Origin of the sequence: Methylorubrum zatmanii, assembly GCF_014845115.1 — a bacterium.
Taxonomy (GTDB): Bacteria; Pseudomonadota; Alphaproteobacteria; order Rhizobiales; family Beijerinckiaceae; genus Methylobacterium; species Methylobacterium zatmanii.
In genome coordinates this window covers 1-24,636 of record NZ_NKUI01000043.1, presented here as the reverse complement: position 1 = coordinate 24,636, position 24,636 = coordinate 1, and the positions used below count along the sequence as shown (strand labels likewise).

Genomic DNA, 24,636 nt, shown 5'->3' with positions numbered 1-24,636 from the left:
GGCGGGGAGGCAATGCGCGGGCCGTGAATCGGTTCGCGGTTTCAGCGCGCCTTCCGGTTGAGGAAGGCGTCGATCCCCTCTTCCGCCGCCCGCGCCAGCATGTTCTGCGTCATCACCCGGCCGGCCTGGGCGTAGGCCTCGGCCAGCGGCATCTCCAGTTGCTCGTAGAAGGTCCGCTTGCCGACCCGCACGGTATAGGCGCTGCGGCCGGCGATGCCCGCCGCCAGCGCCTGCGCGGCCGCGAGCGCGCCGCCCGCCTCCACCACGTCGTTGACGAGGCCGAGACGCCGGGCCTCCTGCGCATCGGCCATCTCGGCGGTGAGCAGCATCCGCATCGCCGCCTTGCGGGAGAGGTTGCGCGAGAGCGCCACCATCGGGGTGGAGCAGAACAGGCCGATCTGCACCCCCGGCGTGGCGAAGCGGGCCTCCGCGCCGGCCACCGCGAGGTCGCATGAGGCCACGAGCTGGCATCCCGCCGCGGTCGCGACGCCCTCCACCGCCGCGATCACCGGCTGGGGCAGGGCGGGGATCGCCATCATCACGCCCGAGCACAGCCCGAACAGCTCCTCGAACTTCGCGGCGCCGCGATCGCTCTCCGCCCGGTAGCCGGTCATCTCCTTGAGGTCGTGGCCGGCACAGAAGGCCGGCCCCGCCCCCGCCAGCACGACGGCGCGGACGCTCTCGTCCTCACCCAACGCGGCAAGGGCGTCGCGTAAGGCATTGAGCAGGGCGAAGGAGAGGGCGTTGCGGGCCTTCGGCCGGTTGAGCGTCAGGGTGGCGACGCCGTCGCGATCCTCGCGCAGCAGAAGGGAGTGTCGATCGGGCACGCTCACCGGGCTTCCCCTCATCTCTTGCAGATATCACCCCTCATGTCGCGCGCCGGAGCCGTTGCGGCAACGCTGCCCCCTAGCCCGCTCTTGTGCACTGCCATACCGTGCACCGCACCACTGACCGACGCCCTGGAGACCGGCCCCGGTGACCAACGAGACGACCCGCCCGACCACGCGCACCCACGACCACGCCATCGATCCGCTCTTCCTGGAGCGCTGGTCGCCCCGTGCCTTCACCGGGGAGGCGGTGCCGGAAGCGGAATTGCTGCGGATGTTCGAGGCGGCCCGCTGGTCGCCCTCGGCCTACAACTCGCAGCCCTGGCGCTTCCTCTACGCCCTGCGCGACACGCCGGAATGGGACAGCTTTCTCGGCCTGCTCGTGCCGGGCAACCAGAAATGGGCCAAGGATACCGGCGCCCTGGTGTTCCTCGTGTCGAACAGCCGGATGAAGGTCGGCGATGAGCTGAAGCCGTCCTACAGCCACACTCTCGATGCCGGGGCGGCCTCGCTCGCCTTCGCGCTCCAGGCCAACCGGCAGGGTTGGCATGTCCACGGCATGGGCGGATTCGATCACGAGCGCGCCGGCCCGACCCTGAACGTGCCCGAGCACCACCGGGTCGAGGCAGCCTACGCAGTCGGCCGCGCCACGCCCTGGGCGGAGCTGACCGAGGAGCAGCGCGCGAAGGAGCGCCCGAATGCCCGCCGCCCGGTCACCGACTTCGCCTTCCGCGGCGGCTTCCCGCAGCGGCAGGAGCAAGAGTAAGCCCCGAGAGAGTCCGACGGCGGGCGCCCCTCACGCGGATGCGGGGGCGCCCGCACCAGGTTCGAGGACGATGCCGTGCTGGAAGCGGCCGACACCTATGAGACGCTCGTCGCGGATTTCCGCTGGGAGATCCCCGCGCGCACCAATATCGCGGTGGATGTCTGCGACCGTTGGGCGCTGAGCGAACCCGACCGCACGGCACTCCTCGTGCTCGGGCCCGACGACCGGCCGGAGCCGGTCAGTTATGGCCGGCTGCGGGCCGATTCGCTGCGGCTCGCCGCCGCCCTGGCCGCCCGCGGCATCGAACCGGGCGACCGGGTCGCGCTGCTGCTGCCGCAATCGGCGGCGGTGGTGGTCACCCATTTCGCCGCCTATCGCCTGGGAGCGATCGCCCTGCCGCTGGCCGGCCTGTTCGGCGAGGCGGCCCTGCGCCACCGCCTCACTGATTCCGGGGCGCGGGCCATCGTCACCGATGCCGGCGGGTTGGCCAAGCTCGAACGGCTGCGCCCCGACCTGCCGGATCTCGTGACGATCCTGTCGGTCGACGGCGCTTCGGGGCCGGCGGAGGATTTCGCCGACGCCCTCGCCTCGGCTTCGGAGGAATTCGAAACGCGGGCGAGCGGGCCGGACGATCCGGCGCTGATGATCTACACCTCCGGCACGACCGGCCTCGCCAAGGGGGCGCTGCACGGCCACCGCGTCGTACTCGGCCACCTGCCGGGCTGGACCCTGATGCACGGCTTCCCCCCCGAGGGGACCGGGCTGATGTGGACACCCGCCGACTGGGCCTGGGCCGGCGGCCTGCTCAACGTGCTGTTGCCGTCCTTGCGCCTCGGCATGCCGGTGGTGGCGCAGGCCTCCGGCCGGTTCGAGCCGGAGCGGGCGTTCCGGCTGATGGCCGATCTCCGCGTGACCCACGCCTTCCTGCCGCCGACGGCGCTCAGGATGCTGCGCGGGGTGGCCGCTCCGCGCGACCGCTTCGACCTGTCCGCCCTGCGCAACATCGCCTCGGCCGGGGAGGCGCTCGGCGCCGAGACCTTCCTCTGGGCGCAGGAGGCCCTCGGCCTCACCATCGGCGAGGCTTACGGGCAGACCGAGTGCAACCTCGTACTGGCCTCCTGCGCGAAGGTCGGCGTGGCGCGGGCCGGCGCGACGGGGAAGCCGGTGCCGGGTCACCGCGTCGCGATCCTGCGCGAGGACGGGACCGAGACGGACACGGACGAGATCGGCGAGATCGCCGTGCGCGCCCCCGATCCGGTGATGTTCCTCGGCTACTGGAACCAGCCGGAGGCGACGGCGGGGAAGTTTCGCGACGGCTGGTGGATGACCGGCGACCGGGCGCGGCGCGACGCCGAGGGCTTCGTCCGCTTCGTCGGCCGCGAGGACGACCTCATCACCTCGGCGGCCTACCGGATCGGCCCGGCGGAGATCGAGGCCTGCCTGTCGGCCCATCCGGCGGTGGCGCTCGCCGCCGCCGTGGGCGCGCCGGACCCGCTGCGCACCGAGATCGTGAAGGCCTTCATCGTCCTGCGTCCGGAGTTTTCGCCCTCCGACGCCCTCGCCGCCGAGATCCTCGCCTTCGCCAAGGCCCGTCTCTCCGGTCACGAGGTGCCCCGCGCGCTCGCCTTCCGCGACAGCCTCCCGATGACGACCAGCGGCAAGATCATCCGGCGGCAGCTGCGGGAGGAACCGGCGTAGCGCCCGCCAGCCTGGAATTAAACGCATAAAGACATCTTTATGTCTTGATTGCTCCCTAGATCGAGCCCTGCTACAGGGATGGCCGACCCGGCCGGGCGAACCGGCCGATGCGCCGGGCCGGCGCGTCGTTTCGCGCGGGCCACGACTGAGAAGGATACCGAGATGGCAGCTGCCAACGATTACATCGTCCGCGACATCGGGCTGGCCGAGTACGGCCGCAAGGAGATCTCGATCGCCGAGACCGAGATGCCCGGCCTGATGGCGACCCGCGCCGAATACGGCCCGTCGCAGCCGCTCAAGGGCGCCAAGATCGCCGGCTCGCTGCACATGACGATCCAGACGGCGGTGCTGATCGAGACCCTGAAGGCACTCGGCGCCGACATCCGCTGGGTCTCCTGCAACATCTACTCGACCCAGGACCACGCCGCCGCCGCCATCGCCGCCGCCGGCATCCCGGTTTTCGCCGTCAAGGGCGAGACGCTGACCGAGTACTGGGACTACACCTCGAAGCTGTTCGACTGGCATGACGGCGGCATGCCGAACATGATCCTCGACGACGGCGGCGATGCCACCATGTTCGTCCATCTCGGCCTGCGCGCCGAGAACGGCGACACCGCCTTCCTCGACAAGCCGGAATCGGAGGAGGAGGAGATCTTCTTCGCGCTCCTGAAGAAGAAGCTCGCCGAGAAGCCGAAGGGCTGGTTCGCCGGTCTCGCCGACTCGATCAAGGGTGTCTCCGAGGAGACCACCACCGGCGTTCACCGCCTCTACAACCTCGCCAAGGAGGGCAAGCTGCTCTTCCCGGCGATCAACGTGAACGACTCGGTCACCAAGTCGAAGTTCGACAACCTCTACGGCTGCAAGGAGTCGCTGGTCGACGGCATCCGTCGCGGCACCGACGTGATGATGGCCGGCAAGGTCGCCATGGTCGCGGGCTTCGGCGACGTGGGCAAGGGCTCGGCCGCTTCGCTCCGTAACGCCGGCTGCCGCGTGATGGTCTCCGAGATCGACCCGATCTGCGCCCTGCAGGCGGCGATGGAGGGCTACGAGGTCGTCACCATGGAGGAGGCCGCGCCGCGCGCCGACATCTTCGTGACCGCCACGGGCAACAAGGACATCATCACGATCGAGCACATGCGGGCGATGAAGGACCGCGCCATCGTGTGCAACATCGGCCACTTCGACAACGAGATTCAGGTCGCCGGCCTGAAGAACCTCAAGTGGCAGAACATCAAGCCGCAGGTCGACGAGATCGAGTTCGCCGACGGCCACCGCATCATCCTCCTGTCGGAGGGTCGTCTGGTGAACCTCGGCAACGCCACCGGCCACCCGTCCTTCGTGATGTCGGCCTCCTTCACCAACCAGACGCTGGCCCAGATCGAGCTCTGGACCAACCCCGGCAAGTACGAGAAGCAGGTCTACACCCTGCCCAAGACCCTCGACGAGAAGGTCGCGGCCCTGCACCTCGAGAAGATCGGCGTGAAGCTCTCCAAGCTCCGCCCCGATCAGGCCGCCTATATCGGCGTGCCGCAGACCGGCCCGTTCAAGCCCGAGCATTACCGCTACTGATAGGCTGCCCGCCCCCTCGCGGGGCGGGTTCCGGAACCGACACATCCTTGAGCCCGGCCCATGGCCGGGCTCTTTTTTTGCCGTGCGAAACCGGCGAGGCGGCCCGCACGCGATTTCGCCTCCGCCGTCAAGGGCGCAATCGGGCAGTGTTGCTTTTGTGCTGTGTACGCCGCCGGAATGCAGGGCTGGCGGACTTCCGGCCACAAAGGCGCTTCCAGCCGGAATCGACCCCGCGTTACAGTGAATCGAATCTTCGGAGCAGGTGCCCCGGCGCGACGGCCCATGCCGATCGCGAGCGTCGGCGCTCGCCCGGTATCGAGCGAAAATTTTCCCAGGACATCTTCTCAGGGCATGGGCCGGCGACGGGGCCCGTGCCCGCGGAAGACCGGGTTTGGGGTGGGGGCGGGACATGGGTCTGGAACGGGCGGCGCGCGTCCTGTCGCGCGTCGGCGTCCTCGTCGCCGTGGCGCCGGTTGCAGCGGCCGCTGCGGGCGATCCGTCCGCCGAGATGGGGCCGATGCTGGGACCGATGCACACGCACAACGTTGCCGGCCTCGCCGTCATCCTCGGCCTGATCCTGTTCGCGACCATCCTGTCGCTGGTCCATCTGCGCGAGCGCGTCGGCTGGATGCGCAAGGAGCGCCTGCTTCTGGACGAGCTGACCCAGCTCGGCGGCGCGCACGACCGGTCCGAGATGCTGCTTCATTCCGAGCGCCAGGTTCTCGTCACCTGGGCCGGGCGCGGCGACCCGGCGGTCATCGGCGATGTGGGTTTCGCCCAGGACCTGAGAAGCCAGGATGGCCGGCACCAGGACGGCCGGGGCCTGAACTCCGCCCTTCAGGATCCACGCCAGGACCCGCGGGGGGGCCAGGGCCCTGCCCGGCGCCTGCTCGCCTTCGAAACTTGGCTGACGGCGCAGGATGCGCAGCTCCTCGACGCCGCCGTCGCCACCTTGCGCGAGCGCGGGACCGGCTTCCGGATGAACCTGCGCAGCCTCGCCGGACGCTTCGTCGAGGCCCAGGGGCAGGCCGTGAGCGGGCGGGCGCTGCTGCGCCTGCGCGAGACGACGGAGGAGCGCCGCGAACTGATCGAGCTGCGCGGCAAGCTGGAGGAGGCCAAGCGCGGCCTCTCCGCCCTGGCCGGGCTCCTCGACGCGCTTCCGCAACCGGTCTGGCAACGGGGAACGGACGGGGCGCTCGCCTTCGTCAACCTCGCCTACGCCGCCGCCGTCGACGCACAGAGCCGCGAGGCGGTGCTGAACCAAGGCCTGGAGCTGCTCGACCGGGCCGCCCGCGAGCAGATCGCCAGGCAGGCGAGCCGGCCGGGCTTCGCCGCCCATCCCTTGCGCCTCTCGGCGGTGGTGGCGGGCGCGCGCCGCACCCTCGACGTGACCGAGACCGCCCTCGAAACCGGCCGGGTCGGCATCGCCGTCGACGTCTCGGAACTGGAAAGCGTGCGGGCCGACCTGCAGCGGCAGATGGATGCCAATGTGCGCACCCTCGACCAACTGCCGACTGCGGTGGCGATGTTCGATGCGCGCCAGCGCCTGATCTTCCACAACGCCGCCTATCAGCGCCTGTGGGATCTCGACCCCGCCTTCCTCGAAAGCCGCCCCCTCGACGGGGAGATCCTCGACCGCCTGCGCGCCGCCCGCAAGCTGCCGGAACAGGCCGATTTCCGCTCGTGGAAGGCCGATATCCTGGCCGCCTACCACGCCGTCGAGGCAACGGACACGCCCTGGTACCTGCCCGATGGCCGGGCTTTGCGCGTCGTCGCCGATCCCAACCCGCAGGGCGGCCTGACCTATCTTTACCACGACGTCTCGGAGAGCATGAAGCTCGCCTCGCGCTATGACGCGCTGATGAAGGAGCAGGCCGAGACTCTGGAGGCCCTGAAGGAGCCGGTTGCGGTGTTCGCCGCCGATGGGCGCCTGACCGTGGCCAACCGCGCCTTCGCCGTCACTTGGCGCCTCGACCCGGCCACCTTGGCCGGCCGGCCGCATGCCGATGCGGTCATCGCCGCCTGCCGGGCGCTCACCCCGGACCAGAGCCCCTGGGCCGGCATCCGCCAAGCGGTCACCGGCCTCAACGAGACCCGCAGCGGCCATGCCTGCCGCCTCGACATGAGCGACGGCACGGTGCTCGACTGCTCGGCCCAGCCGCTGCCGCTCGGCGCCACGCTGCTCACCTTCATCGACGTGACCGCGAGCGCCAATGTCGAGCGGGCGCTCACCGAGAAGAACGACGCCCTGGAGCGCGCCTCGCAGCTGCGTGACACCTTCGTCCACCACGTCTCCTACGAGCTGCGCTCGCCGCTCACCAACATCATCGGCTTCACCCAGCTCCTCGGCGACGAGACGGTCGGCGCCCTGAACGAGCGCCAGCGCGAATATTCCGAGCACATCATGCGCTCGTCGGCGGCGCTGCTCGTGATCATCAACGACATCCTCGACCTCGCCTCGATCGATGCCGGCTCGCTCGAACTCCAGCGCGAGACCATCGACGTGCGCGCCACCGTCGAGGCCGCCGCCCGCGGCATCGAGGACCGGCTGGCGGAATCGGATATCGGCCTCGATCTCGACGTGCCGGAGGACATCGGCAGCGTGTTCGCCGACGGCAAGCGGGTGCGCCAGATCCTGTTCAACCTGCTCTCCAACGCGGTCGGCTTCTCCGAACCCGGCCAGCAGGTCCGGGTCGAGGCCCGGCGCGAGGGTGCCGAACTGCGGCTCACGGTGGTCGATCGCGGCCGGGGCATCGCCCCCGAGGTCATCGACCGGGTATTCGACCGCTTCGAGAGCAACACCCTGGGCACCAAGCATCGCGGCGTCGGCCTCGGCCTCTCCATCGTGCGCTCCTTCGTGGAACTGCACGGGGGCCGGGTCGAGATCGACTCGGCGGCGGGCCGGGGCACCTGCGTCACCTGCCTGTTCCCGGTCGAACCGCCCCCCGGCGACGGGCGGCTGCCGGGCACCGGCCAGCCGGGCGAGGGCGTCCGGGGGGCGCCCGGCGCGGCGGCGCGGATCGCGGCCCGCCCGGCCGCCGCCAATCTCGACGCCGCCGAATAGCCGGCACGGGAAGCCGACGCCCCGGACCGGGGGGCTCACCCCGGATGCCGGAAATGGTTAAACATCCCCCGCTAGGATGATGGCGGCTCCCTCGGGGCGGCCGGGGGACGGGTTGTGCGGAGGGTTGGGGCGTTGAGCGAGGAACCGGACGGCACGGCGGGAAGCCCGCAGCCCGGCTCACCGCCGGGAGAGGCTCCCCCGCCATCCGCGCCGCGGCGGACGGCCTGGGAGGTGCTGCTGCCCGAGGAGGGCGCCACCGAGGACATGGCGGCCTTCCTCGCGAGCTTCCTCAGGCCCGGCGACCTCGTGGCCCTGTTCGGCGGCCTCGGCGCGGGCAAGACCACGCTGGCCCGCGCCATGATCCGGGAACTCGCCCGCGACCCCGCCCTGGAGGTGCCGAGCCCGACCTTCACCCTGATGCAGCCCTACGAGACCGGAAGCGGCCGCACGGTGATCCACGCCGATCTCTACCGCCTGCGCGGCCCGGACGAATTGGTGGAACTCGGCTTCGACGAATTGTCCGAGACGGCGATCACCCTGGTCGAATGGCCCGAGCGCCTCGGCCGGCGGGACAACCCGACGCTCACCGTCGAGCTGTCCCTGCGGGCGGAGTATGGCGAGGAGGCCCGCCTCGTGCGGATCGACGGCACCGGCGACATGCGCGAGCGCCTCGAACGGGCCCGCGCCATCCGGGGGCTGCTCGCCCGCAGCGGCTGGGACGAGGCCGACCGGGTGCTGATGCAGGGCGACGCCTCGTCCCGCGCCTATGAACGCTTGGTCAAGCCGGGGGGGGAGACCGCCGTGCTGATGATCGCGCCGCCGCGCCCCGACGGGCCGCCGGTGCGCGACGGGAAGCCCTACAGCGCCATCGTCAAGCTCGCCGAGAGCATCCATGCCTTCGTCGGCATGGACCGGGCGCTGCGGGCCATCGGCGTGTCGGCGCCCCGGATCCTCGGCGAGAACCTCGATGCCGGCCTGCTGATCCTGGAGGATCTGGGCTCCGAGCCGGTGGTCGAGAACGGCGCGCCGCGGCCCGAGCGCTATGCCGAGGCGGTGCGGCTGCTCGCCAAGCTGCACGCCACCGATTTGCCCGCCGCCGTGCCGGTGAGCGAGGGGATCGAGCACGTCATCCCGCCCTACGACCTCGAGGCGCTGCTGTTCGAGGCGGAACTGATGCCCGAATGGTATGCCCCGGCGATCCGCGGCACGACCCTGGCACCGGAGGCGCGCACAGCCTTCCTCGACCTCTGGACCGAGGCGCTGAAGGGGCTCCTCGCCGAACCAACCACCTGGTGCCTGCGCGACTACCATTCGCCCAACCTGATCTGGCTGCCCGAGCGGACCGGGCTGGAGCGGGTCGGCGTGATCGATTTCCAGGACGCGGTGATGGGCCATCCGGCCTACGACGTCGCCTCGCTGCTGCAGGATGCGCGGGTGAATGCCAGCGCCGATTTCGAATTGCGCCTGCTCGGCCTCTACATCCGCGAGCGCCGCGCCCGCGACATCGGCTTCGACATGCAGGCCTTCGCCCGCTCCTACGCGGTGCTGGCGGCGCAGCGCGCCACCAAGATCCTCGGCATCTTCGCCCGGCTCGACAGGCGCGACGGCAAGCCGGGCTACCTCGCCCATCTGCCGCGCATCGAGGGTTATCTCGCCCGCAACCTCGCCCATCCCGCCCTGGCGGGCCTGCGGGCGTGGCACGAGACCCACCTGCCGAACCTCGTCGCGCCCCGGCCGGAGACCGGCCCCGCCGCCCCCTGACAATCCCGTCGAAGCCCTATCGAAGCCTCCCTGCGAACCGGCCCGCGAACGCGTCATGAGCGACGAGCAGATCCCGAACACCATCACCCGCGCCTTCGTGCTCGCGGCGGGGCTGGGCAAGCGCATGCGCCCGGTCACGGCGACGCTGCCGAAGCCCCTCGTCGAGGTCGCCGGCAAGGCGCTGATCGATCACGCCCTCGACCGGGCGGCGGAGGGCGGCATCGAGACGGCGGTGGTCAACGTCCACTGGCTCGCCGACCTGATGGAGGGCCATCTCGCTCGCCGCACCGGGCTGCCGCGGATCGTCCTCTCCGACGAACGGGACGCGCTGCTGGAGACCGGCGGCGGCGTGAAGAAGGCGCTCGACCGGTTCGCGGGCGAGCCCTTCGTGGTGTTCAACTCGGATTCCTTCTGGCTGGAAGGGCCGCGGCCGAACCTGAACCGGCTGATCGAGGCCTGGGACCCGGAGACCACGGACATCCTGCTCCTCGTCGCCCCCACCGCCACGAGCCTCGGCTATGACGGGGCCGGCGACTTCTTCATGGAATCGGACGGCCGCCTCCACTGGCGCGGCGAGCGCGAGGTCGCGCCCTTCATCTATGCCGGCGTGGCCATCCTGAAGCCGGAGCTGTTCGCCGACACGCCGGAGGGGCCGTTCTCCCTGACCCTGCTGTTCGACCGGGCCGTGAAGCGCGACCGCCTGCGGGGCCTGCGCCTGGACGGGCAATGGCTCCATGTCGGCACCCCGGAGGCGATCGAGGCCGCCGAGGCGCGGGTGCGCGAGAGCGCGCGGATCGTTTGAGCGGCACCCCCGTTGTCGGGGGTCGGCGGCAGGGTTTTTGGTGAGAATGGGCTTCCTTCACGACGCGGTCGAGCGGTTTCGCTTCACGCTCAAGGCCTATGCCGGCGACGAGGCGCTGATGCAGGCGGCGGTCTCGGCCTGCGCCAACGTCGCCGTCGCCGACGGCGAGCTGATGACCGAGGAATTCGAGACGGCGTTGGAGGGAATGCGGGCGAACCCGATCCTGGAAAAGGGCTATGACAGCCTGATGCTGGAACACGCCCTCTACGAGGGACTCGGTCGCGCCCGCACCCGCGCCGGCCGCGCGGAAAACCTCGTGCGGATCGCCGCCATCGCCGACCGGCCGGAGGAGCAGCGCCGCAACGTCTTCCTCATCGCCGCCGACGTGGCCGATCACGAGGGCATCGGCCGCGAGGAGGATGCGGCGCTGGCCGAGGTGGCCGCCGCCCTCGGGCTCGACAAGGACACCCTTCTGCAGCGGTTTCCGGAGCTGTGACGGCCGGACCGAGGGCGCTGCGGATCGACGCGCAAACGCGACCGTTCCCGCTCACGCGCCCTTAAGCACCTTTCTCAAGCGCCGCTTCACGCAAGGCTGGCATCGTCGCCCCCTGAACAGCCGGCCGTCCGGCGACGGGGAGCGTGTTGAGCCGATGACCACCCTCGCGGTGACCCTGACGAGCCTGGGCGTGGCGGCGGCGATGCTAGCGCTGATCCTGGCATCGATCCGCCGCCAGCCCCTCATCCACGAATCCGACCGGGCCGAAGCGCTGCAGGACCGGCTTTGGCAGATCGCCGAGAACGAGGAGCGCTACCGCGTCCTCGTGGAGGCCACCACCCAAGCGGTGGTGCAGCGGGACGGGCAGGGACGGATCGTCTTCGCCAGTGAGGGCTTCGCCGCCCTGTTCGGCATGAGTCCACTGGAGTTGATCGGCTCGACGCTGACGCCCGAGGTGATCGAACGCGGCACGGTCGAGCTGCGCCCCGACGGGGTGCGGGTGGTCGAGGAGCGGCTGGTTCCGGTGGACGGGGTTCCGCGCTGGTTCTCCTTCGTCGAGATGCCGGCGGCGGCGAACCGGGACGGCCCGACCTGGCTGCGGGCAGGCAAGGACGTGACCGAGCATGTCGAGGCGGTGCGGTCGCTCGACGAGGCCCGAAGCCGGGCGGAGGCCGCCAACGTCGCGAAATCCCGCTTCCTCGCCACCGTCAGCCACGAATTGCGCACGCCGCTCAACGGCATCCTCGGCATGGGCGACCTCCTGCTCGAGACGCGGCTCGACCCGGAGCAGCGCACCTACGTCGAGGCGCTGCGGACCAGCGGCACGGCGCTGCTCGGTCTCGTCGATGGCATTCTCGATTTCTCCCGCATCGAGGCGGGCCGCCTCGATCTGGCGGCGGAGCCGTTCGATGTCGCCGCCCTGGTCGAGGGCGTGGTCGAGCTGCTGGCGCCGCGGGCCCAGGACAAGGGCCTGGAGATCGCCCTCGACATCGCCGACGACCTGACCACCCTGCGGGTCGGCGACGCCGACCGGGTGCGGCAGATCCTGCTGAACCTCGCCGGCAACGCCATCAAGTTCACGCAGACCGGCGGCGTCGGCGTCAGCCTCGCCCGCGCCGGTGAGGGGTTCGTCCTCACCATCGAGGATACCGGTCCGGGCATGCCGGAGGACCGCATCCCGCTCCTGTTCGAGGAATTCGTGCAGGGCGACGACAGCGCCAGCCGGCGGCACGAGGGCACCGGCCTCGGGCTGGCCATCACACGCCGCCTCGTGGAGCGGATGGAGGGGACGATCGACGCTCGTTCGACGCTCGGCCGCGGCTCGACCTTCCGGGTCGTGCTGCCCCTCGCCGTCGCGGAAGGGGCCCAGCCCCCCGCGCCGCAGCCGGCGCTGCCCCAGCGCAGGATCCTGATCGTGGCGGCCTCGCCGTTCCAGGCGCAATTCCTTGCCCGGCGGCTGACCCGCTCGGGCGCGGCGGCGGTTTTGGTCGACAGCGTCGAGGCCGGTCTCGATGCCCTGGCCGGGGTTCGCTTCGACGGGCTCATCGCCGACCGCAGCCTGGGGGACGGCCCGGTGCGGGCGCTCGCGGCGGAGGCCGGGCGCAGCGGCGTGCGTTGCAGCCTGATTCTGCTCTCGCCCTTCGACCGCCGCGAATTCGGCGCCCCGAGCGCGGCGGGCTTCGACAGCTACCTGATCAAGCCGGTCCGGGCCCGCTCCCTGTTCGACCGCCTGCTGGAGCCGCGCTCCGACAGCGCCGGAAGCCCGGCCTCGGCCGAATCCGCTCCGCTTCGGAGCGAGGCCGCCGCGCCGGGCCGGCGGGTGCTGCTGGCGGAGGACAATCCGATCAACGCCCTGCTCGCCACAAAGGCGTTGGAACGGCTCGGCGCGCGGGTCAGCCTCGCCCGGGACGGCCTCGAAGCCCTCGCCATGTCCGAGACTCAGGGACCGTTCGATCTGGCGCTGATCGACATCCGCATGCCCGGCCTCGACGGCCTGGAGACCGCCCGCCGCATCCGCGCCCGCGAGGCAGAGACCGGCGCCGCCCCGCTCCACCTGGTGGCGCTCACCGCCAATACCGGGCGCGAGGATGTCGCCGCCGCCTTCGACGCGGGGTTCGATGACTTCCTGCCCAAACCCCTCAACCTGCGCGCCCTGCCGGGCCTGCTCGGGGATCGCGCGGAAGCAGCATGAGACCGCGCGGCGTTTGAGCGAAGCCCAAATCCGCCATCCCGGTGGGCTCCGCCGGCTTGGGCATGAGGCGCCTTGGGCATGAGGCGCAAAAGAGGAATTCATCCCCTCGCCCCGCCGGACGATCTGCCCCATGCTCTCCCGGCCGAACGGACGGGAAGCGCATGAGCGGACCAGGGACGATGCCGAGCGAACCGAAGCCGGGGAGGGCGCGGCCATGAGGCATCTCCGCTGGCTCGCGCTCCTGCCCTTCCTCGGGATGATGGCGGGGCCCTTCTTCCTCAACCGGGTCGAGCCCCTGGTGTTCGGCATGCCGCTGCTGCTGGCGTGGCTCGTCGGCTGCACCGTGGCGACCTCAGGCATCATGGCGCTGATCTACCTCACCGATCCCGCCAATAGCGAGCCGGAGGAGGGGCCATGAACGGAGCGATGAACGCGGCGCTTCCGATCATCGCCCTCGCGGTCGTCGTGGCCCTGGGACTGGGCCTGCGGGCGCGGGCCGGGCACGACATGGACATGGAGCAGTGGAGCGTCGGCAAGCGCGGCTTCGGCACGCTGCTGGTCTTCCTGCTGATGGCCGGCGAGATCTACACCACCTTCACCTTCCTCGGCGGCTCGGGCTGGGCCTACGGCAAGGGCGGGCCGACCTATTACATCCTCTGCTACCTGACGCTGATCTACGTCATCTCCTACTGGATCCTGCCGCCGGCCTGGCGCTTCGCCAAGGAGCGCAACCTGTTCTCGCAGCCCGATTATTTCGCCGCGCGCTACGAGAGCCGCAGCCTCGGCATCCTGGTCGCCCTGGTCGGGATCGTGGCGCTCATTCCCTACATGGTGCTGCAGCTCAAGGGGCTCGGCATCATCGTCGCCACCGCCTCCTACGGCGTGATCTCGCCGACGACCGCGATCTGGATCGGCGCCGGCACGCTCACGGTCTACGTCATGGTCTCCGGCGTGCGCGGCTCGGCCTGGACCGCCGTGCTCAAGGATTTCATGATCCTGTTCGTGGTGCTCTTCCTCGGGCTCTATCTGCCGTACCACTATTACGGCGGCATCGGCCCGATGTTCGCGGCGATCGACACCGCCAAGCCCGGCTTCCTCGCTTTGCCGGATCGCGGGCAGAGCGCGACATGGTTCGCCTCGACCACCCTGCTCACGGCGCTCGGCGGCTGGATGTTCCCGCACATCTTCGCCTCGATCTACACCGCCCGCGACCCGAAGGTGTTCCGGCGCAACGCGGTGTTCCTGCCGCTCTACCAGCTGATGCTGCTGTTCGTGTTCTTCGCGGGCTTCGCCGCCGTGCTCCAAGTGCCGGGGCTGACGGGACCGGATGTCGACCTGTCGCTGTTCAGAATCGCCTTGCAGACCTTCCCGCCATGGTTCGTCGGCGTGATCGGCGCCACCGGCGTGCTGACGGCCCTGGTGCCGGGCTCGATGATCCTGATCGCGGGCTCGACCCTGATCGCCCAGAACCTCTACCGGCCGCTGGCTCCGAACGCGACCGATGCCTCCACCGGCCGGCTCGCCAAGGGGGTCGCGCCCTTGCTGGCTTTGGCCTGCGTCGGCTTCACCCTGCACGGGGGCGAGACCATCGTACAGCTCCTGCTGATCGGCTACGCGGTGGTGACGCAGCTCTTCCCGGCCTTCTTCTTCAGCCTGCTGCCGAACAACCCGCTGACCCGCGCCGGCGCGATGGCGGGGATCCTCGCCGGCATCGCCACGGTCGCGGTCACCGTGCTCGGCGGCTACACCCTGGCCAAGCTGTTTCCCGGCCTGCCGGGGCCGGTGCAGGATCTCAACATCGGCGTGGTGGCTCTGGCCCTCAACCTCGCGGTGGCCTTCGCCGTCAGCCTCGCGGGCGGCGGAGCGCGGCGGACGGCCCAGCCCTGAAGGTAGCCAGAGGAGAGGAGCCGGCCGCTCAGCGCGCGGCCGGCACCGCCTCGTCGCTCCGGGCTTCGGACGGGGCGGCCTCCTCCTCCCGGGCATCCTCGAAGGCGTCGCCGGTCCAGATCCGGACGGTGACGGTCGCCTGCCCGTCCGCGATGACGATGCGGTTATAGGCGTTGGGCTCGTTGCCGCGCAGCCGCGTCGAGGTGGCCGAGCCCGCCTGCACCGCCAGCAGCCGCGTGCCGCTCGCCCGCGCCACGCCCCGGTCGACGGCGACCGCATCGGGCTCGGTGCCGGTCGCCGGAGCTTCCGCGAAGCGGGCATAATGGCGGTGGAGATGGCCCGCCAGGGTCAGGCCGACGCCGTGGCGGCGGAAGGCGTCGAGGGCCTCGTCGGCCCGGCCGACGAGACGGGCCTCCGCATCCCAGGGCGGCGGCATGAACGGGTGATGGCCCACCACGATCCGGAAGACCTGCGGCGGCACGGCGGCCAGCCGCTCCTCGGTGCGGGCGATCTGCGTCCGGGTGATCTTGCCTTGCGACCAATCCGTTTCCGGCGCCCAGGTCCGCACGGTGTTGAGGCAGATCACCGCGATCTCGTCGTCGAGAAAGGTCGGCTCCGTGTCCTGCGCGATGAAGCGGCGATAGCGCCGGAACGGATGGAAGAAGCGGGTGAAGAGCTTGAAATAGGCGATGTCGTGGTTGCCCGGCACCGCGATCCAGGGTGCGGCGAGGCGGTCGAGGAAGGCCCGCGCCTCCGCATATTCCCTGCGCCGGGCCCGCATGGTGAAGTCGCCCGAGGCGACGATCAGGTCCGGCGGCGCGCGGTTCAGTTCGGCCACCAGCCCCTCGACCACCGCCGGATCGGTGCGCCCGAAATGCAGGTCGGAGATGTGGGCGAGCCGCCTCACCGGCCCGGCTCCGGCACGATCACGGTCAGGGCACGGGGCATCAGCCGGTAGCGCAGGGGCGGGGCGATCAAGCGGATCTCTCCATCGTTCATCACCCGCACTGCGCGCCGCCCGGCCGACACGGCGAAGCGGGTCGCACCGCAGCGCTCCAGGTCCGGCAGGTCGCGCCAGCGCCCCAGGCCGAAGCCGAGCGCCAACCGCGCGAGACGCCAGGGGGAGAGCCGGCGGGCGATGTAGAGTGTCAACCCGCCGCCATCGACCTGGCTCCGCTCCAGAATCCTTCCCGGCGCCTCGGCGTAGTCGTTGTTGACGACGGCGAGCAGGCGAAACCGGATCCGCCGCCTCTGGCCGCCGACGGAGACCGAGGCCGGGAGGCGCGGATAGGGGCCGAGATGGCGCAGGGCCACGGCGGCGAGCCGCAGCAGGCCCAACGGTCCGAGCGGGCCACCGCGCAGGGCCTCGCGGTGACGGACCATGCGGGCAGGCATGCCGAGCACCGAATTGATGAGGAAGACATGGCCGTTGACGCGGCCGACATCGACGGCGTGGCGCCGGCCGTCCCTCAGCACGGCGATCGCCCGGTCGAGATCGAGGGGGATCCCGAGATCCTTGGCGAGCAGGTTCAGGGTGCCGAGCGGCAGGATGCCGAGCGCCCGCCCGGTGCCGGCCAGGATGCCGGCGGCGCAGTTGAGCGTGCCGTCCCCGCCGGCCACCACGACGGCCTCGACCTCGTCCACGCTTGCGGCGGCCCGCAGCCGCTCGGGCAGGGGAAGGCTTTCCTCCGGCTCGGGGGCGAGATCGAAACCGGCCGCCGCCAGCCGCTCACGGATCGCGGCCGGGGTGAGGCCGTCGGCGAAGGAGCCGGACGCGGCGTTGGCGACGAGGACGATCCGCATATCCGCGTGGGAGGTGACCCGGCCCGTGACCGCGCCGGGATGACAGATCGAGGCGTCGTCCCTGTGACGATGGATCAGCCGCGCGGCGGCCGGCGCTCGACGATGCGGTCGCGGAACCAATCCCGCAGCACCTCCCGCTCGTAGAAGAAGGGCTGCCCGGAGGACAGGCGGTTGGAGCGCAGCAGGAAGTTGATGTCGCTGACGGTCTCCTCCGCCGCGAGCAGGGTGCGGCCGCGCTGCTTCAGCGCGTAGCGCAGGCGGAAACGGGGCGGGGTGATGTCGGTCACCACCCGCAGCCCCTGGGGCATGCTGAAGCTCGGCCGGTCGATCCCGGCGAGGTCGATGTCGAGCACCGCGATGTCCAGGCTCTGGCCCGGCGCCAGGGCGCGCTCGCCCAGGCTCTCGAACAGGCGGCGCATCTCGGCGAGGACGGCCCGGAGCGACAGCCCCGAGCCGAAGCGATTGTCGGCATCCGTGTAGCGCTCGGGCGCGACGAAGGTGACCCGCACCTGCGCCGTTGCGGGCGAGACGGCGACGGATGCGGCCAGCGCCGCCAGCAGGGCGAGCGCCGGAGCCCTCACTGATGCGAGCGCTTGATGACCGCCTGCAGGGCGCGGGCGACCGGCTCGGTGATGGTGCGCCGGTACTTGCGGTGGACGAGCTGACCGTTGTGGTAGATGTCCTGCTCGACGTAGAGCCGCTCACCGTCCCAGCGGACGATGTTGTCGGATTCCGTCGTTTCCTCGACGCCCAGATCCTGGCGGAGGATCGGTGCGCCGGATGTCGTTTGCATGGATCGGCCTCGGCCTCGCTGCGGGAAAGGTCCGCTCCTGTTTAGGGCCTGCGCGCGCACTCTGCCAGGGTCGAGCGTCCCGCGAGGTAACCTGAAAGCCGGAGGCTTGTTTCGCTCGGGCCCGAATGTCGCCGCTCGCCCCCCCGGTCGAGGGCGGCTTCAGCGCACCGTCACCTGATCCTTGATGCGCTGATAGGTGGCGCGGTTGAGGACGCGCTTGGACAGAAGCTGCTCGACCGAGGTGTAGGGGCGGTGCTGGATGATCGCCCGTCCGATGGAGCCGCCGCCCTTCAATCCGTTCAGCTCGGCGAGTGAGGCCGTATTGAGATCGACCAGCGCGACCGCCGCGGAGGGGGCGTTCTCCTCCGCCTCGACCACCGGATCCCGCTCAGGGGCAACGGGCGGCGCCTCTGCGACCGGCGCGGGAACAGGCGGGGATGCGGGCGGGGCTGGCTTTGCCGGCCGAGACGGGGAAGGCTCATCGGCGACGGGGACCGACGGGGATTCGGCCGGGTTCACGGTCCGCACCGGAGCCGGCGGAGGAGATGCGCGCTCCGTCACCGGCTTGGCCGGGGCGATCACGGCGATCGGCGCGGCGGTGTCCTGCGCCGATCGCCTCAACCAGACCTGCTGGACCAAGCCGGCGATGCCCGCTGCTGCCACGATCAGGAGAAGAAGGCGCAGGATCGCCGATCCGCTCAGCATGGGCGCGTATCCTCCCCCGGCTCCCGGGCGCTCGCCGACTCAAGAGACCTGAATTCTGGGACCTGCGCTCGGCCGGGCCGGCATCGCAGCGACGGAAGGGCAGCTCAGGACCGCAGACGGAATCTCAACAGCGCATTCTAATGCGAACTCGTCCGCTAAACATATGACAAGTTTGAGAGTAGGCTGCGGAACCGACCTGGCGGCGGTTCGACACCGGGGCTGGAACCGCCAGCCTCCGGCCGTGGCGGGGGCGCGAGTCGAGCCTCCGATCAGGGCGCGCCTGACGCCTGTGGCCCGACCGCATCAGCGGCGGCGCGAACGGGGGTGCCGTGCGGGAACGCAATACGGCCAAGCTCGTTTGGTGTAAGCTTGAGCACGCGTCCGGGCTTTTCAGGTCATACCGATGTCACAGGGTTTCCGCTGGTCGCGCCTGCTCCTCGCGGCGGCGCTGGCCGGGCAGGCAGCGGCCTGCTCCTCGCTTCCGCGCACGAATTACACCGAGGCCGAGGCCGAAGCGGCCACGGTGCCGGGCATGGTCGGCGTCCGGGCCTATGCCGATGCCACCGCCGCGGATTTCGTGGCGATGACGGCCGGTCCGCAGAAGAAGCGCCAAGCCTTCACCTACCTCGCCCTGTCCGGCGGCGGCGGGGACGGCGCCTACGGCGCGGGGGTGCTCAACGGCTGGACCGCCTCTGGCAAGCGGCCCGACTTCACCATCGTGTCGGGTGTCTCCACCGGGGCCCTGATCGCCCCCTTCGCCTTCCTCGGCCCGGGCTATGACAGCTATCTGACCGACATCTACACCAGCGGCGTCGCCGAATCGCTGGTGCAGAGCCCGAGCATCGCCAACGTCCTGTTCGGCTCCGGCCTGTTCGGCGATGGGCGCCTGCGCAACCTGATCGCCCGCTACGTCACGCCCGAGCTGCTTCAGGCCATCGCCGAGGAGCATGCCAAGGGCCGGCGCCTGCTGGTGGTGACCACGAATCTCGACAGCCAGCGCGCGGTGATCTGGAACATGGGCGCCATCGCCGCCAGCGGCGCCCCCAACGCGGTCTCGCTGTTCACCGACGTTCTGACCGCCTCGGCCAGCATCCCGGCGGTGTTCCCGCCGCAACTCCTCGACGTGCAAGCGGAGGGTCGCGCCTTCCAGGAGATGCATGTGGACGGCTCGGTGGTGACGCCGGTCTTCACCCTGCCGCAATCCTTCCTGGTGCGCGACGGGCGGTTCCGCAGCGCCGGCAAGGCCGACATCTACGTCGTCATCAACGGCCGGTTGGAGCCGGAATTCGACGTCACCAAGAACAACACGCTCTCGATCGTGGAGAAGTCCTTCACCACGGCGAGCCGCGCCCGCTCCAGGGCGACGCTGGTCGCGACCGATGCCTTCGCCCACCGCAACGGGATTGGCTTCAATCTCACCTATATCGACGAGCGTGCGCCGCAGACCACGACGGCCCGCGGCTTCGATACCGGCTATATGCGCAGCCTCTACCAATACGGCTACGAGGCCGGCCGGAGCGGCAATTTCTGGCGTCCGACCGTGCCGGCATCGCCCCTCGTCAAATCCGTGGTGCGGGAAGCCGTGGCGGGGCGCTGAGAGCGACCACGCCCGAACCAACCACGCCCGGTCGGTCAGAGCGCGACCCGCAGGATCCCCGGCGCCGAAACGGACCGCGCCGCCCATGGAGGGCGACCGGTCCGATGACGCGCGGGGAAGGCGGGGCGACGTCCGAAGGATCTATTTGCGCAGGATCTTCGTGACGAGGCGGCCGATCGGGGAGCTCGATCCGGCATTGCGGTCGTCGCGCGCGACCACGCGGTCGTCGGTGCCGAGGATCTTGGTGACGAGGCGGCCGATGAGGCTCATGGCAGGCTCCTTCGGGTCTGAGCAGAACGGTGCAGCTTGATCCGATAACGGATACCCGGCGATGCCGTTCCCCGCGCGGCCCGCTCTTCAGGCCGCGCGCTCCCGGACGAGGCTGTGCACCACCGGCACGGCATAGGCCACGAACAGCAGCGCGAGGGCGACGGCGAAGCCCTGCGACGGCTCAAGGTCCATGCCGCCGCCGATGAGGGGCGGCCCGAGCATCAGACCGGCATTGTAGAGCATCACGAAGGCGGCGTTGGCCCCGGCCAGATCCGGCCCCCGCAGGCTGGCACCGAGATGGGCGAGGCCGACGGTGTAGAGCGTGCCGGCGATGCCGCCCCAGGCGAAGAGCAGGGCGGAGAGCAGCGGCAGCGAGACGGAGGCGGCGGGAATCAGGGCCGCGCCGAGCGCCCCGGCCAGGCTCGCGCCGAGCAGTACGAGACGCCGGTCCACCCGGTCGGCCAGGAGGCCCACGGGAATCTGGAACAGCACGTTGCCGAGCGCCACGGCGCTCACCAGCGCGGCGGAGACCTGCGCGTCGAGGCCGATGCGCAGGCCGTAGAGCGGCAGGATGGCGAAGGCCCCCGCCTCGACCGCGCCGTAGAGGGCGGCGGCCAGCACCGCCAGGGGCGCGAGGCGCAGATAGGTGAGAATACCGGCCGACCCGTCATGCCCGAGATCGGGCGAGACGCTGCGGGCGAGGATCAGCGGCGTCAGGCCGAGGAAGAACAGGGCCGAGCCGGCGAGATAGGGCGCGAACCCCTGCGTGCCGACGACAGTTAGCAGCGTCGGCCCGATGGCGAAGCCGATCGCCAGCACCGTGGCGTAGATCCCCATCACCAGCCCGCGGCGCTCCGGCGGGGCGGCGTCGTTGATCCAGTACTCGGAGAGGACGAACAGCACGCCCATGGTTGTCGAGAAGACGAAGCGTAAGGGGAACCACAGGGCGAGGTGGGGCAGGAGCTTGAACGCGGAGAGGCACAGGCCGCCGAGCACGATCGCCAGGATCAGCAGGCGCACCACACCGATCCGGGCGGCGAGCCGCGGCACGAACGGCACCGTGAGGATCGCGGCGAAGCCCGCCACCGCCGTGTTGAGGCCGATGACGACGCTCGACGCGCCCATCCGCTCCATCTCCAGCGACAGCAGCGGGATCGACAGTCCGAGCCCCGTGCCGACCACCGCCACGCAGGCGATCGCGGCGGCCATCGCGGAGAGACGGTCGCGATCGAGGGAGGGGGCGGGGACGACGGTCATGACCTTCGGACGGCGGAGCGGCAGTTCGGGGGGAACCCGCCATGAGCCGGGCCGCCCCCTCTCCGCAACCCGTCGCGATCAGGCGGCGTGCCGATCCGCACCCGCGCCGAAATGGCCGATATAGCGGGCCGAGATCGCCGAGACGGGAAGCACCACCAGCACGTCGGTGGTGCCGAACTGACGGTCGACCACGGCGCCGTCGCCGAATGTCGCCCCGACCCGGAGATAGCCCTTCATCAGCGGCGGCAAGGCCGTCAGCGCCGCCTTCGGATCGACCGCCTCCTTGGCCAACCGATCCATCGCCACGTAGCGCTCCGGGAGCGCCCGGGCGCGCCACGCCTCGGGGGCGCGGGCATGGTGGTGGAGGAAGCTCAAGGGGAGCGCCAGACGGTCCGGGTCGGTGCCCTCCAGGCTGGCGCAGCCCAGCATCGCGTCGATGCGATGGTGCAGCACATAGGTCCAGATGCCGTGCCACAGCAGCTCCACCGTCCGCTTGGTGCGGTAGGGCTTGAGCACGCAGGAGCGGCCGAGTTCGAGGAAGCGCTTGCCGGGATGGCGCTCCAGCAGGGGCGCGAGGTCGTATTCGCCGGAGGAGTAGAAGCCGAAATGCGCCTCCGCCCGCTCCTGGCGCAGCAGCCGGTAGGTGCCGACCACCTTCGGCCGGGCCTTGCGGAACGGCTTGGCCTCCGTCGCGGCGTGGTCGATCACCAGCAGATGGTCGCAGACCGCGTCGTAGGCGTCGATGTCCCGGCGCTTGAGCGCGGCCATGCCGGTGGGAACCGCCGACATCTCCTCGTAGAACACGCGGAAGCGCAGGCGTTGCGCCCGGCGGATCTCGGATTTGGTGGTGGCGAGCCGCACTTCGAGCGAGCCGATCCGACCGAGGCTGGGATCGAGCCCCGGTTCGAGCAGCGACCGCTTGGCGCGGGCCTTCAGCAGGATCGGCGCGCCGCCCGGCAGCATCAGGTCGCCACCCTCGAAGGTCTGGCGGAAGCGCGCGAAGGGCGCCTGCACCTTGGTCTCCCAGCCGGCCTTCCACGCCGCCGTCGCGTCGCGGGGAGAGAAATTCGGCAGCATGGTCGACAGGTCCCGTCGCGGGCGAGGCGGCGCGGCGCCTCCTCTCATGCGGCGACAACACCATGAAGGCCGCACGCTTTTATGACGGAAATCTTTGTGCCGGAACAGAGACTTGCGCGGGGCCGGGGAGGGATCCCGCGCAAGGCCGGCGACATAGCCGGCGAACGAACCCGGCTAACGATCTGAAGGACTTAGCGCAGGCTGACGCCTCAGACGAACTGGCTCAGGCCGGGGATCGAGCCGACGATCGGGCCCATCACGTCCTCGCCGGCCGTCTCGCGGCCATAGGCGAACAGCTCGTGGCCGAGGGGCTGCATCTGGTTCATCGGCACGCCGGCCGAGATCAGTTTCTGGCCGAGCGCCATCACGCCGCCGCCCATCATGCCGCCGAGCATGCCCATCAATCCGCCGCCGCCCTCGCCGGCATTGGCCGCGGCGATGGCCGCCTCGGAGCCCGGCAGGGCCGCCATCAGCTGGCCCACCTCGGCCGCCGGCCCCTCCTTCTGGAGGAAGGAGAGGATATGGCCGATGGCGGTCTGGGCGGTCGCCGCGTCGAGGCCCGTGCGGTTGGTGACGCGGGCAATCAGCTCTTCCATAAAACGCTTCCTCTCTGGCAGGTTTTCGTCTGTCCGACGCGGGGGCGGCGAAATCAAGGGTCACACGGATGAGGGCCCTGGATCGGGCAGGCCGGGCGCCATACCCTGTATCTGAGCACGGTTACGGTTCAGGGAAGGGCGGCACGATGACGGGCGTGGCGGCGAGCGAGGGAACGATCCTGGTGGGCCGGAGCACCGGGCCGCAGCCGAAGCCCGAGCGGCTGAGCCTCCGGCTCGCCAACCGGCACGGCCTCGTGGCCGGCGCCACCGGCACCGGCAAGACCGTGACGCTCCAGGTGCTGGCGGAGGGCTTTTCCAACGCGGGCGTGCCGGTCTTCGCCGCCGACATCAAGGGCGACCTCTCGGGGCTCGCCGCCCCCGGCGAAGCCAAGCCGCCTTTCGTCAAGCGCGCCGAGGAACTCGGGATCGCCTACGAACCCGACCGCTTCCCGACGGTGTTCTGGGACGTGTTCGGCGAGCAGGGCCATCCGATCCGCTGCACCGTGACCGAGATGGGGCCGCTGCTGCTCGCGCGGCTCCTCGAACTCAACGACATCCAGGAAGGCGTGCTCAACATCGCCTTCCGCGTCGCCGACGAGAACCAGTGGCCGGTCATCGACCTCAAGGATCTGCGCGCGCTGCTCACCTTCCTGTCGGAGAATGCCAAGGAGCTCTCGGGCACCTACGGCAACATCTCCGGCGCCTCGATCGGCGCGATCCAGCGGGCCTTGCTGGTGCTGGAGAATCAGGGTGCGGACCGGTTCCTCGGCGAGCCGGCGCTGAACCTCGCCGACTTCATGCGCACCGACCGGGAGGGCAGGGGCTTCGTCAACATCCTGGCGGCCGACAAGCTGATGCAGCGGCCGCGCCTCTACGCCTCGTTCCTGCTGTGGATGCTCTCCGAGCTGTTCGAGCAGCTTCCCGAGGTCGGCGACCTCGACAAGCCGAAGCTCGTGTTCTTCTTCGACGAGGCGCATCTCCTGTTCAACGACGCGCCCAAAGCCCTGCTCGACGCGGTGGAGCAGGTGGTGCGCCTGATCCGGTCCAAGGGCGTCGGCGTCTATTTCGTGACGCAGAACCCCCTCGACGTGCCGGAGACCGTGCTCGGCCAGCTCGGCAACCGGGTGCAGCACGCGCTGCGCGCCTTCACCCCCCGCGACCAGCGCGCCGTGCGCGCCGCCGCCGAGACCTTCCGCCAGAACCCCGGCTTCGACGTGGGCAAGGCCATCACCGAACTCGCCGTCGGCGAGGCGCTGGTGAGTTTCCTCGAGGCGAAGGGCACGCCCTCCATGGTGGAGCGGGCGCTGATCGCGCCGCCGCAGGGCAAGGTGGGCCCGCTGACGCCGGCCGAGCGCGCCGCGATCATCCAGCAGAGTCCGTTGCGCGGAAAATACGACGAGGCGGTCGACACCGAGAGCGCCTACGAGATGCTCGCCAAGCGCAAGCAGCTCGATGCGGCTCCGGCCGAGGCGGCGGC

The 24,636-nt window shown here is 70.6% G+C and carries 22 protein-coding genes; 12 read left to right on the top strand and 10 right to left on the bottom strand.

The features are described from left to right. Window positions 1–41 precede the first annotated feature (41 nt). Window positions 42–848 carry an enoyl-CoA hydratase gene (locus MZTS_RS05830; protein ID WP_192282477.1) on the bottom strand — a complete coding sequence of 269 codons (807 nt, stop codon included), beginning with the start codon at window positions 846–848 and terminating at the stop codon, window positions 42–44. Between the two features lie 127 nt (window positions 849–975). Here MZTS_RS05830 and MZTS_RS05825 point away from each other — a divergent pair, with 127 nt between their 5' ends. The 10 genes from MZTS_RS05825 to MZTS_RS05780 all read left to right on the top strand — a co-directional run bounded on the left by MZTS_RS05825 (window position 976) and on the right by MZTS_RS05780 (window position 15,061). Next, window positions 976–1,593 (top strand): nitroreductase family protein, encoded by a 618-nt coding sequence (locus MZTS_RS05825; protein ID WP_192282476.1) that lies wholly within the window; start codon window positions 976–978, stop codon window positions 1,591–1,593. A gap of 75 nt (window positions 1,594–1,668) precedes the next feature. Then, window positions 1,669–3,291 carry an AMP-binding protein gene (locus MZTS_RS05820; protein WP_192282475.1) on the top strand — a complete coding sequence of 541 codons (1,623 nt, stop codon included), beginning with the start codon at window positions 1,669–1,671 and terminating at the stop codon, window positions 3,289–3,291. Window positions 3,292–3,453: 162 nt separating this feature from the next. Beyond that, window positions 3,454–4,860 (top strand): adenosylhomocysteinase, encoded by a 1,407-nt coding sequence (gene ahcY, locus MZTS_RS05815; protein ID WP_192282474.1) that lies wholly within the window; start codon window positions 3,454–3,456, stop codon window positions 4,858–4,860. A 409-nt stretch (window positions 4,861–5,269) separates the two neighbouring features. Continuing rightward, window positions 5,270–7,924 carry a PAS domain-containing sensor histidine kinase gene (locus tag MZTS_RS05810; RefSeq protein ID WP_192282473.1) on the top strand — a complete coding sequence of 885 codons (2,655 nt, stop codon included), beginning with the start codon at window positions 5,270–5,272 and terminating at the stop codon, window positions 7,922–7,924. 132 nt (window positions 7,925–8,056) lie between these two features. Continuing rightward, entirely contained in the window at window positions 8,057–9,685 is a 1,629-nt protein-coding gene (tsaE, locus tag MZTS_RS05805) for a tRNA (adenosine(37)-N6)-threonylcarbamoyltransferase complex ATPase subunit type 1 TsaE (RefSeq protein ID WP_192282472.1), read from the top strand. Between the two features lie 55 nt (window positions 9,686–9,740). Further along, complete coding sequence (locus tag MZTS_RS05800) at window positions 9,741–10,487, top strand: nucleotidyltransferase family protein (RefSeq protein ID WP_192282471.1); 747 nt, start codon at window positions 9,741–9,743, stop codon at window positions 10,485–10,487. Window positions 10,488–10,533: 46 nt separating this feature from the next. Continuing rightward, on the top strand, window positions 10,534–10,983 hold the full coding sequence (locus MZTS_RS05795) for a tellurite resistance TerB family protein (RefSeq protein ID WP_192282469.1): 450 nt from the start codon (window positions 10,534–10,536) through the stop codon (window positions 10,981–10,983). A gap of 154 nt (window positions 10,984–11,137) precedes the next feature. Further along, window positions 11,138–13,174, top strand: a complete 2,037-nt coding sequence (locus tag MZTS_RS05790) for an ATP-binding protein (RefSeq protein ID WP_192282467.1) — start codon at window positions 11,138–11,140, stop codon at window positions 13,172–13,174. A gap of 214 nt (window positions 13,175–13,388) precedes the next feature. Beyond that, entirely contained in the window at window positions 13,389–13,592 is a 204-nt protein-coding gene (locus MZTS_RS05785) for a DUF3311 domain-containing protein (RefSeq protein WP_192282465.1), read from the top strand. An 8-nt stretch (window positions 13,593–13,600) separates the two neighbouring features. Further along, window positions 13,601–15,061 (top strand): sodium:solute symporter family protein, encoded by a 1,461-nt coding sequence (locus tag MZTS_RS05780; RefSeq protein ID WP_192282504.1) that lies wholly within the window; start codon window positions 13,601–13,603, stop codon window positions 15,059–15,061. Between the two features lie 28 nt (window positions 15,062–15,089). Here the strand turns inward: MZTS_RS05780 and MZTS_RS05775 are convergent, their stop codons facing one another. From MZTS_RS05775 to MZTS_RS05755, 5 genes are all read right to left on the bottom strand, one after another. Further along, window positions 15,090–15,968, bottom strand: coding sequence for a metallophosphoesterase (locus MZTS_RS05775; RefSeq protein WP_009864783.1), 879 nt, complete (start codon window positions 15,966–15,968; stop codon window positions 15,090–15,092). Then, window positions 15,965–16,864, bottom strand: a complete 900-nt coding sequence (locus MZTS_RS05770; protein WP_192282463.1) for a diacylglycerol/lipid kinase family protein — start codon at window positions 16,862–16,864, stop codon at window positions 15,965–15,967. Before MZTS_RS05770 ends, MZTS_RS05775 begins: the two co-directional genes overlap by 4 nt. A gap of 74 nt (window positions 16,865–16,938) precedes the next feature. Continuing rightward, window positions 16,939–17,445: a DUF3016 domain-containing protein gene (locus MZTS_RS05765; protein ID WP_192282460.1), complete on the bottom strand. Its 507-nt coding sequence runs from the start codon at window positions 17,443–17,445 to the stop codon at window positions 16,939–16,941. Then, a complete protein-coding gene (locus MZTS_RS05760; RefSeq protein WP_009865044.1) occupies window positions 17,442–17,657 on the bottom strand; it encodes a hypothetical protein in 216 nt (71 codons plus the stop codon). The genes MZTS_RS05765 and MZTS_RS05760 overlap by 4 nt, the downstream gene beginning before the upstream one ends. Window positions 17,658–17,816: 159 nt before the next feature. Continuing rightward, entirely contained in the window at window positions 17,817–18,362 is a 546-nt protein-coding gene (locus tag MZTS_RS05755; RefSeq protein ID WP_009865043.1) for a ComEA family DNA-binding protein, read from the bottom strand. 403 nt (window positions 18,363–18,765) lie between these two features. Between MZTS_RS05755 and MZTS_RS05750 the strand changes: the two genes are divergently transcribed. Then, on the top strand, window positions 18,766–19,959 hold the full coding sequence (locus tag MZTS_RS05750; protein WP_192282458.1) for a patatin-like phospholipase family protein: 1,194 nt from the start codon (window positions 18,766–18,768) through the stop codon (window positions 19,957–19,959). A 141-nt stretch (window positions 19,960–20,100) separates the two neighbouring features. Here the strand turns inward: MZTS_RS05750 and MZTS_RS05745 are convergent, their stop codons facing one another. From MZTS_RS05745 to MZTS_RS05730, 4 genes are all read right to left on the bottom strand, one after another. Then, window positions 20,101–20,229, bottom strand: a complete 129-nt coding sequence (locus MZTS_RS05745; RefSeq protein ID WP_192282456.1) for a TFIIS helical bundle-like domain containing protein — start codon at window positions 20,227–20,229, stop codon at window positions 20,101–20,103. An 87-nt stretch (window positions 20,230–20,316) separates the two neighbouring features. Next, entirely contained in the window at window positions 20,317–21,486 is a 1,170-nt protein-coding gene (locus tag MZTS_RS05740; RefSeq protein ID WP_192282454.1) for an MFS transporter, read from the bottom strand. 78 nt (window positions 21,487–21,564) lie between these two features. Continuing rightward, window positions 21,565–22,563 (bottom strand): l-ornithine N(alpha)-acyltransferase, encoded by a 999-nt coding sequence (olsB, locus tag MZTS_RS05735; RefSeq protein ID WP_009864373.1) that lies wholly within the window; start codon window positions 22,561–22,563, stop codon window positions 21,565–21,567. Window positions 22,564–22,772: 209 nt separating this feature from the next. Beyond that, a complete protein-coding gene (locus MZTS_RS05730) occupies window positions 22,773–23,159 on the bottom strand; it encodes a DUF2267 domain-containing protein (protein ID WP_192282452.1) in 387 nt (128 codons plus the stop codon). Window positions 23,160–23,305: 146 nt separating this feature from the next. Here MZTS_RS05730 and MZTS_RS05725 point away from each other — a divergent pair. Beyond that, the coding region (locus MZTS_RS05725; RefSeq protein WP_210329142.1) for a helicase HerA-like domain-containing protein at window positions 23,306–24,636 on the top strand (1,331 nt) is incomplete at its 3' end.

What these genes read in the sequence shown, in the direction of transcription:
- MZTS_RS05830 (WP_192282477.1), bottom strand. Translation starts at nt 848, where the DNA reads ATGAGGGGAAGCCCGGTGAGCGTGCCCGATCGACACTCCCTTCTGCTG.
- ahcY (WP_192282474.1), top strand. Translation starts at nt 3,454, where the DNA reads ATGGCAGCTGCCAACGATTACATCGTCCGCGACATCGGGCTGGCCGAG.
- MZTS_RS05810 (WP_192282473.1), top strand. Translation starts at nt 5,270, where the DNA reads ATGGGTCTGGAACGGGCGGCGCGCGTCCTGTCGCGCGTCGGCGTCCTC.
- MZTS_RS05800 (WP_192282471.1), top strand. Translation starts at nt 9,741, where the DNA reads ATGAGCGACGAGCAGATCCCGAACACCATCACCCGCGCCTTCGTGCTC.
- MZTS_RS05795 (WP_192282469.1), top strand. Translation starts at nt 10,534, where the DNA reads ATGGGCTTCCTTCACGACGCGGTCGAGCGGTTTCGCTTCACGCTCAAG.
- MZTS_RS05790 (WP_192282467.1), top strand. Translation starts at nt 11,138, where the DNA reads ATGACCACCCTCGCGGTGACCCTGACGAGCCTGGGCGTGGCGGCGGCG.
- MZTS_RS05785 (WP_192282465.1), top strand. Translation starts at nt 13,389, where the DNA reads ATGAGGCATCTCCGCTGGCTCGCGCTCCTGCCCTTCCTCGGGATGATG.
- MZTS_RS05780 (WP_192282504.1), top strand. Translation starts at nt 13,601, where the DNA reads ATGAACGCGGCGCTTCCGATCATCGCCCTCGCGGTCGTCGTGGCCCTG.
- MZTS_RS05770 (WP_192282463.1), bottom strand. Translation starts at nt 16,864, where the DNA reads ATGCGGATCGTCCTCGTCGCCAACGCCGCGTCCGGCTCCTTCGCCGAC.
- MZTS_RS05760 (WP_009865044.1), bottom strand. Translation starts at nt 17,657, where the DNA reads ATGCAAACGACATCCGGCGCACCGATCCTCCGCCAGGATCTGGGCGTC.
- MZTS_RS05755 (WP_009865043.1), bottom strand. Translation starts at nt 18,362, where the DNA reads ATGCTGAGCGGATCGGCGATCCTGCGCCTTCTTCTCCTGATCGTGGCA.
- MZTS_RS05750 (WP_192282458.1), top strand. Translation starts at nt 18,766, where the DNA reads ATGTCACAGGGTTTCCGCTGGTCGCGCCTGCTCCTCGCGGCGGCGCTG.
- MZTS_RS05745 (WP_192282456.1), bottom strand. Translation starts at nt 20,229, where the DNA reads ATGAGCCTCATCGGCCGCCTCGTCACCAAGATCCTCGGCACCGACGAC.
- MZTS_RS05740 (WP_192282454.1), bottom strand. Translation starts at nt 21,486, where the DNA reads ATGACCGTCGTCCCCGCCCCCTCCCTCGATCGCGACCGTCTCTCCGCG.
- olsB (WP_009864373.1), bottom strand. Translation starts at nt 22,563, where the DNA reads ATGCTGCCGAATTTCTCTCCCCGCGACGCGACGGCGGCGTGGAAGGCC.
- MZTS_RS05730 (WP_192282452.1), bottom strand. Translation starts at nt 23,159, where the DNA reads ATGGAAGAGCTGATTGCCCGCGTCACCAACCGCACGGGCCTCGACGCG.